General features: G+C 71.2%; 4 protein-coding genes. 3 read left to right on the top strand and 1 reads right to left on the bottom strand.

Annotation, left to right across the window (positions count from 1 at the left end):
- Positions 1-246: 246 nt before the first annotated feature.
- Together VF697_RS18845 and VF697_RS18840 are read left to right on the top strand one after the other, a co-directional pair.
- Positions 247-816: a cytochrome P450 gene (locus VF697_RS18845; RefSeq protein ID WP_331096926.1), complete on the top strand. Its 570-nt coding sequence runs from the start codon at positions 247-249 to the stop codon at positions 814-816.
- A gap of 248 nt (positions 817-1,064) precedes the next feature.
- A complete protein-coding gene (locus VF697_RS18840) occupies positions 1,065-2,969 on the top strand; it encodes a DUF7594 domain-containing protein (protein ID WP_331096924.1) in 1,905 nt (634 codons plus the stop codon).
- A 25-nt stretch (positions 2,970-2,994) separates the two neighbouring features.
- Here the strand turns inward: VF697_RS18840 and VF697_RS18835 are convergent, their stop codons facing one another.
- Positions 2,995-3,915 carry a sigma-70 family RNA polymerase sigma factor gene (locus VF697_RS18835; RefSeq protein ID WP_331096922.1) on the bottom strand — a complete coding sequence of 307 codons (921 nt, stop codon included), beginning with the start codon at positions 3,913-3,915 and terminating at the stop codon, positions 2,995-2,997.
- An 84-nt stretch (positions 3,916-3,999) separates the two neighbouring features.
- Between VF697_RS18835 and VF697_RS18830 the strand changes: the two genes are divergently transcribed.
- Positions 4,000-8,052, top strand: coding sequence for a protein kinase domain-containing protein (locus VF697_RS18830; RefSeq protein WP_331096920.1), 4,053 nt, complete (start codon positions 4,000-4,002; stop codon positions 8,050-8,052).
- Positions 8,053-8,303: the final 251 nt, after the last annotated feature.

The following is an 8,303-nucleotide window of genomic DNA, read 5'->3' as shown; positions in this document are numbered from 1 at the left end:
GTCTCGCTGGCGTGCGCCGCGGCTGTCTCATAGCAACCGGCAGGCCAGTCCCTTGGGCCCCCCGTGTAAGAGGAAGGGCCGGGTGACGGAGGGGAGACTCAAGGCCTTGGACACGCCAGCTGACGCGTCAGCGAAGCCGGCTGACGTGTCAGCCCATCCAGCAACGACTGGGCCGGGAAAATACCGCAGCAGGCGACACCCTTCAGCGGCCCTCCTAATGGAGTGTCCACGAAGTTCTTGGACCGCGTGCTGCATGACGTGCAGGACGAGCTGACGGTGCTCCAGGGGGCGGCGCTCACGCACGAGCAGCTCGCCGCGCTGCCGCTGCTCGACGCCGTCGTCAAGGAGAGCATGCGGCTGCTGTCCCCGGTGGCCTTCACGGCGCGCACCGCCGCCCGGGGCGCGACGCTGGGTGGCCACGAGCTACCGGAGCGGGCCGACGTCTTCCTCAGCCCGCTCGTCACGCACCGGCTCCCGGAACTCTACGAGCGCCCGAACAGCTTCCTGCCCGAGCGGTGGCTGAAGGGCGAGCAACCCTCCCCCTGGGCGTACCTGCCCTTCGGCGCCGGACCGCATGTGTGCGTGGGTGCGAGCCTCGCCGCGCTGGAGATCCGCCTCACCCTGGCGATGCTGCTCCAGCGCTTCACGCTGCTGCCGCCCGACGGGGCGCGCATCGACCATCAGGTGCAGGCGACGCTATCGACGAAGGCGGGCATGCCGATGCGCGTGCTGTCCAGGCAGCGCGTCGCGCGCCCCCCGCGCACCGAGGGGGACATCCGCGAGCTGTTCGAGGCCCCGGCCAGCACAGGCGCGTGAGGGCCAACGGTTGCACACACGCGACCTGGGAACGCGCGCCAGGTTCCTCTCGAGAGTCCCCCTCCGGCTCCGTTCTCGCGCTGTCTACCCACCCCGTGGAAGCGGGTTGCCCTCCTTGGGCCTGCTGCCCCCACAGGGGTGTCTCCCCCCGAATCGGCACCCCGGCTGCAAGGACCAGCCCGCAGGGGCGTTCTTGTGTCAGCCGGGCGCCTCTGTCTCAAACAAATGGGAGATGGAACGTGGGAAGGATGAAGGGCTGGGCGAGGGGGGGACTGTGCGTGGCGGCGGTGGCGCTGCTCACACGCTGTGGTGTTGTGATGGAACCGGAGGAGCCGGCGAGCAGCCTGTCGCCGGTGGGTCAGGGCCTCGAGGAGACGCGGGTCTTCGCCCCTGTCGCCGATGCGCGGGTGGAGAGGGATTACCCGACCCAGAACTTCGGGGGCTCCAGCACGCTGAAGGTGGATGGCTCACCCGAGTACGCGACCTTCCTGCGCTTCGAGCTGAGCGGGATCACTGGCACCGTCCGCCGCGCGAAACTGCGCCTGTACGCGACGGATGCGACCACCACGGGCCCCGCCGTCTCCACGACGGGCTCCGCATGGCAGGAGGGCACCCTCACCTTCCAGACGAAGCCCGCGACGCAGACGCCGCTGTCCCGCGTCACCTCGGTGGCCTCCAACACCTGGGTGGAGTGGGACGTGACGGCCGCCGTCCAGGGCAATGGCACGGTGAACCTCGCGCTGAGCGCCACGGGCACGGATGGCACCGTGTTCTACTCGCGGGAGTCGTCCAGCACCTCGCTGCGGCCCCAGCTCGTCGTGACGGTGGAGACGGGCAGCACTCCTCCCCCACCTCCTACGAGTGGGAATGGCTGGACGTTCCATGGCACGGCGCAGGGGGGACCCCGGTACGTCTTCGGCGTGAGCGCCGACGCGGGGGGAAACCTCTGGGTGGCCGGCGGTGAGGAGGGGCTGTTCGTCCTTCCGAAAGGCCAGACGCAGTTCCGCCGCTTCACCATGGCTCATGGCCTGCGGCCCTACGGCTACATGCTCGACGGGAGTGCCCCCGCCGGGGAGAAGTACCTGAAGGTCATCTCCGTCGCCGGAGGCCCCGCGGGCGTCGCCTTCGTCGGGTACGAGGGCAAGAAGCCCGCCCCGGGCATGCCCACGTGCGAGGACGAATGGGACGCGGCCCCTTCCGCCGGCCGTACTCCGGATGCGAGCATCTACAAGAGCGGTGACGCGGACCGTGTGACGCTGACGGCCACGGGCATCCAGGTGGTGCACTATGATCTCTCCACCGGCCCCAACAAGGTCGCCGCCGAGCCGCGCGGGCGAGAGAAGCTCTGCAACATCTTGCGCATCGCATACGACCCCCGGACGAAGAGCGTCTGGTTTGGCGCCAACCACGGCTTCGCCTTGGGCAGCGCGGACTTCGCCGGGTACAGCTGCGCCGCCGGGACCTGGGACTACAGCTGCGCCGGAGTGAAGGAGCACGTGCATCCGGCCATCAACGCGTGGAATTCGGACCAGACGCGCGTGGTGCTGCTCACCGACGCGTATTACGGCGTCTCGGTCGCCTCGAATGGAGACGTGTGGTTTGGCGGTGCCAACCGCTCTACCCGCTTCCGCTACGGCACCAACGGCTACAATTACTGGTCAGCCCAGACGCAGAGCGAGGGCAGTTCCTACGCGTGGAACCGCTACGACATCTGGCCGGATGCCGTGGGCGAACCCAACGTTCCCACCCGGGAGCAGCGCGTGGACGACCATGTGTCGGGCATGGCGGTGATGAGCGATCAGAGCGTGTGGGTGGGGAGCTGGAGCCGGGGCCTGGCGCTGCTCGACCCGAACGGAACCCGCCTGCGCACGCTGTCCACCGAGCTCGTCGATGGAAAGGGCTATGTGTCGGCCGTCGCGGGGGACCCGCTGGACAACAGCGTGTGGGCGGGCGCGAGCTGGGGCGGAGGCCTGAGCCGCGTGCAAGGCACCACCGTACTGAAGTACGGCAGCGGCGTCCTGCCGAGTGAGCTGGTCGGGATGCGCATCTCGGACATCCAGGTCGACCGCTCGAGCAATCCGCGGCGCATCCTCGTGGCCTTCCAGGGCACCGACACCACACCCGGAGCCATCGGCGTGTTCTCGGGCCCCTGAGGCAGCGGCCAGGAAGGAGGGGAGCTCACCTCCGGGCCCGCGCGTCCTCCTCCCCAAAAACCTGGCTGATGCCCAGCTCGAGCTGGCTGTCCAGGGCGCCCAGGAAGCTCTGGAAGTCGCGCGCGGAAAGCCCCAGCCGCTCCTGCAGCCGACGCCGGGTCTCGTTGAAGACCGTCTGCCGCGCGCTCTTCAACCAGCGGGAGACCGTGGACTGGTTCACGCGAAACAGCGCCCCCAGCTCGGTGGTCGACAGCTGATCCACGGCATGGAGCCGCAGCAGGTGCCGCTCATCCACCGACAACGCGGTGAAGGCCTCGCGGACGGCCTGGCGAAACTCAGCGTGATGGCGCCGCCGGATGAGGTCCAACTCCACATCCCCCGGCGCTGGAAGGGACTCGAGCACCTCCACCACGCCCTCGTCCGACGCGGGCTTGTCCGAGGCGCTCACCCTGAGGGCGATGCGCACCGCGGCGATTCGCACCCAGCTCAACAACGCACCCTGCCCCGTGTAGTCGTTGAGTCGGGGCGCCCGCTCGGGCGTGTGGACCAGGAGCTTCACCCGCGTGAGTTGGCAGACCTCGTCGAGGATCGCCGCTGGCTGCCTCAGGTATCCCAGCAGCCCGGGCAGCTTCGCCAGGTAATGCTTGTCAAAGGCCTCGGTGGCCGCGGCAATCCCCTGAACACACGCACATGCGAGGTAGAGCTCCGACAAGGAGAGCCGCTCGAGCCGTGACGCGAGCTGCCCCTCGGAACCCGCCTCGGGCAGCCGCTCCGCCAGGTGGCGCATGAACCGCTCCACGGGCAGTTCCACCCCCGGCCACTGGGCGTGAACCTCCTCCCAGACGCGGTGCAGCAGGCCCTCCAGTGCGGCGGCCTCCGCTGGCGCCTCGATGCGCCCCCGCGCATGGGCGAGGAACGTGGCGACCAGTTCCGACGCTTGTGTCATACTCGACACTCTACACCCCCTCGCCTCGCGCCATGAGTCGGGTCCCCGCTGAACGGTCCCTGGGCCCTCGCCGGCATCCGCGTCATGAATCCCGTCAAACCGACAGCCGCCCCCAAGGCCGGACCCGACGTGAGCGACTGCCTCACCGACGAGCTGATGGTGGAGTTGATGGAGGGCCGGTTGTCGGAGGAGCAGCTGGCGCGCGCCCATCGCCACGCCTCCCAGTGCCATGAGTGCCGGGCCCTGCTCGCCACGGTCGTGCGCGGCGGCCTGGCGGAGCAAGGCGCCTTGCCCGAGAGGAAGAAGTCCCCGGGGGAGAGCACCCTCACGATAGAGGGCCCGGGCAGCGACCCCGCGACGCCTCAAGCGCCGCCGGCCAGCACGCCCTGGGCTCCCCCCCTCCAGTTCGACGAGTTCCGCCTCGTGCGCCAGCTCGGCCGCGGCGGCATGGGGGTCGTCCACCTGGCGCAGGACACCTCGCTGGAGCGACTCGTGGCGGTGAAGTTCATCGCCTCCGAGCGACCCACCCCGTGGGTCCGGGCGTACTTCGAGACCGAGGCCCGCGCCATCGCCCGCCTGCAGCACCCCAATGTCGTCACCGTCTTCCGCGTCGGGGAAATCGAGGGGCACGCCTACATCGTCTCTGAGTATGTCGAGGGCCAGAACCTCGCGGAGCTGCCCCGGCCGGTGCCCTGGCGGCGGGTGCTCGCGCTGGGGCTCGGCCTGGCCCGAGGGTTGGCGGAGGCGCATCGTCACGGGGTGCTGCACCGCGACATCAAACCCTCCAACGCGCTCGTCACCCCGCAGGGCGAGGTGAAGCTGCTCGACTTCGGACTGGCCGAGCGCATCGACCGAGATGCCGTCTCGCAGCCCTCGGGCGCACGGGTCTTCGCGGGGACCCCGCGCTACATGGCGCCCGAGCTCCTGCGCGGTGCGTCGGCCTCACCCCAGAGTGACATCTATGCCCTGGGCCTCGTGCTCCATGAGCTGTGCACGGACCGGCTGCCACGCGCCCAGGAGGAGCTGATCGCCCGCTTCCTCGACCGGAGCCCCGCCCAGGAGCCGCACGACGACCCGGCGCCGGCCGCGTTCCCCGAGGGCATGGACCCGGACTTCGCCGCGCTCATCCACCAGTGCCTGGCGCTCAACCCCTCCGAGCGCTTCGCCTCGACCGAGCGGCTCCGCGAGGTGCTGGAGCGACTGGAGAAGAGCAACGCCTCCTCGCCCCTGGCGACCGGCAACCCCTACCGGGGCCTCGAGCCCTTCGAGGCCAGCCACCGGACGCTCTTCTTCGGACGCGACGACGACATCCGCGCCCTGCTCGATCGCCTCCAGCGCCAGCCTCTGGTCCTCGTCGCCGGGGACTCCGGGGTGGGCAAGTCCTCGCTGTGCCGCGCCGGCGTGCTGCCCCGGGTGGCCGCGGGCGAGCTGGACCAGGGCCGCGAGTGCACCCCGGTGACGATCTGCCCCGGCCGCCGCCCCCTGCAATCCCTGGCCGCCGCGCTCGCGCCGCTGCTCGGCCGCAAGGAGGCGGACATCTTCGAGGCGTTCTCCTCCACGCCCGCGGGCTTCGCACAGGCGCTGCGCGAGGCGCACCAGGGCCGGCGCACCCTGCTGCTGTTCATCGACCAGCTCGAGGAGCTCATCACCCTGGCCGAGCCCGAGCAGGCGGAGCGCTTCGCCCTGCTGCTGGGCGAGCTGGCCCTGCCCTCCGCGGGGGTGCGCGTGCTGCTGGCGGTGCGCGGCGACTTCCTCACGCGCGTGTGCGCGCTGCCAGGGCTGGGCGGTGAGGCCGAGCGGGGGCTCTACATCCTGCGGCCGCTGAGCGCCGAGGGCATGCGCGAGGCCATCGTCGGCCCCGCTCGCGGCCAGGGCGTCGTCTTCGAGTCCGACGAGCTCATCCACACGCTCGTCTCGTCCACGGCGCAGGGCGCGGGCAGCCTGCCGCTGCTCCAGTTCGCGCTCGCCGAGCTCTGGCAGCGGCGCAACCCGGTGCACGGCCGCATCACCCAGCAGGCCCTCGAGGAGATGGGCGGGGTGGCCGGAGCGCTGTCGCGGCATGCCGACGGGGTGCTCGCGCGCCTCGACCCGGCCGAGCAGCAGGCGGCACGGAGGCTCCTGCTGCAACTGGTGACGGCCGAGGGCACACGTGGCGAGCGCGGCGAGCGGGAGCTCGGCACGGCGGACGCGGCCACCGGCACCGCCCTGCGCGTGCTCGTCGAGGGCCGGCTGCTGCACGCGAGCACCGCCGCGGGCGAGGCCCGGTATCAGATTGCCCACGACTCGCTCCTCACCCATTGGCACACGCTGCGCAACTGGCTCGACAACGACATCGGACACCGCGCGGTGCGCCAGCGCATCGAGGCGGCGAGCGCCGAGTGGGAGCGCCTGGCGCGCACCCGGGAGGCGCTCTGGGGCCAGCGCCAGCTCGACGAGGCCCACCCGCTGGACCCCGCCACGCTGGGCGTGCGCGAGCGGGCCTTCCTGCTCGCCTCCTCCCGTGCCGCGAGGCTCCAGCGCTGGGGGCGGCGCCTGACCGTGCTGCTGGTGCCGCTCACGCTCGCCCTCATCTATGGCGCCCTCCACCTGCGGGAGTACCTGGCCGACGTGCGCTTCGTCTCCGAGCGCCTCCAGGAGGCACGGGAGGCACTCGCCGCGGGCCAAACCCTCGGGGCGCGGGTGCGGGTGCTCCGGGAAGAGGCGCTCGCGCAGTTCGACGAACGACCCCCCGCCTCCGCCAGCCTCGCCGTGGGACCGGGCAACCCGAACTCCCGCCCCTTCGCCGAGCAGCGCTGGAGCGAGGCGCTCGCGCTGCTCGCCCAGGCGGATGGGGCCTACGCTCGCGCCACCCGCTCCCTGGAGCGGGCCCTCGAACGCGGACGCGCCCAGGGCGACGCGCGCCCGTTGCTGCTGGAGGCCACCTACGAGCGCCTGCTGCTCGCCGAGAGCTTCCACCCGCAGGGCGCGCAGGAAGACCTGCGACAGCGCCTGGAGCACCTCATTGAAGACGCCGAGGACGGGGCACAGTGGCGGCAGCGGGTGTTGGCCCCGGCTGAGCTCGAGCTGGTGACCGAGCCTCCTGGCGCGAGGGTGGCCCTCGAGCGCTACGTCAGTGATGCCCAGGGAGTGCTGCGCCGCGAGTTCGTCGGAGAGTTCGGTTCCACGCCCCTGCCCGCCGCGCGGCTCTCCGCCGGCTCCTATCTCCTGCGCGTGACGCACCCTGGCCGTGCGCCCGTCGACCTGCCCCTGCTCCTCACGCGCGGTGGCCAAGAGCGGCTCCACCTCGTGCTCCCCGAGGCCGTGCCCGAGGGCTATGTCTACATTCCCCCTGGCTGCTTCCTGCTGGGCAGCGCCGACCCGGAGCAGGTGCGAGGCTTCATGCGCGCCTCGCCGCTGCACCGCTTCTGCCTCGGCGAGGGCTACCTCATCGGGCGCACGGAGGTAACGTTCCAGGACTGGCTGGACTACCTCGACACGCTGCCCCCCGGGGCCGAGGCCCGACGCGTCCTCGAGCAGCCCCGCATGAACAGCGCTGGCGCCGTCACCCTGCGGCAGCAACCCGGAGGCGGCTGGAGCTTCTCCTTCCGCCGCTCCAACGACCTCGTCCTCACGGCACGCGAGGGCGAGCCCATCCACTACCCCGGCCGCCGTGAGCGTCAGACGGTGGACTGGCGCAAACTGCCCCTGACCGGCGTCTCGGCCGAGGACCTCCAGGGGTACTTCTACTGGCTGGACCAGTCCGGGCGGCTGCCCGGGGCGCGCCTGTGCAATGAGATGGAATGGGAGCGCGCCGCCCGCGGCGCCGACGGCCGCACCTACCCTCATGGGGACCGGCTGCGGCCCGAGGACGTCAACATCGATGCGACGTACGGGCGGCAATCCACGGCCTTCGGGCCCGACGAGGTCGGCGCTCATCCAGCATCGGCGAGCCCCTTCGGCCTGCTCGACATGGCGGGCAACGCCTTCGAGCTGACGCGGCCGATGACGGGGGACCTCGGTCGCATCGTCCTGCGCGGAGGCGCCTGGTACTACGACCAGTTCGGCGCCCGCGTCGCCAATCGCACGGCGGGCGACCCGATCCAGCGAGAGGTCCTCATCGGCGTGCGCGTCTGTGCGCCCTTCGCCCCTCGGCCCTAACTGCCAGGAGTTCCCCGGCGGGAGGGGGACCTGCTCTTGAAGCGGGTCTCGAGAGGCGAGCCCTTGAGACACGGAGAGCCAGCATGTGGCGGATACTCAGATGGATGACAGTGGTTGTGCTGTGCTGTACCGCGGGTAGGGCGGCAGGGGAGGAGCAGCCAGATCCACGGCTGTCCGAGGCACAGACGGCCTTTGAGGAGGCGACGAAGCTTCACCAGGCTCGCAAGCACGCCGAAGCCATCCACCAAGGG

It is taken from the genome of Archangium sp. (assembly GCF_036388035.1).
In the GTDB taxonomy this organism is placed as follows: Bacteria; Myxococcota; Myxococcia; order Myxococcales; family Myxococcaceae; genus Archangium.
This window is presented reverse-complemented; position numbering and strand designations above follow the sequence as displayed.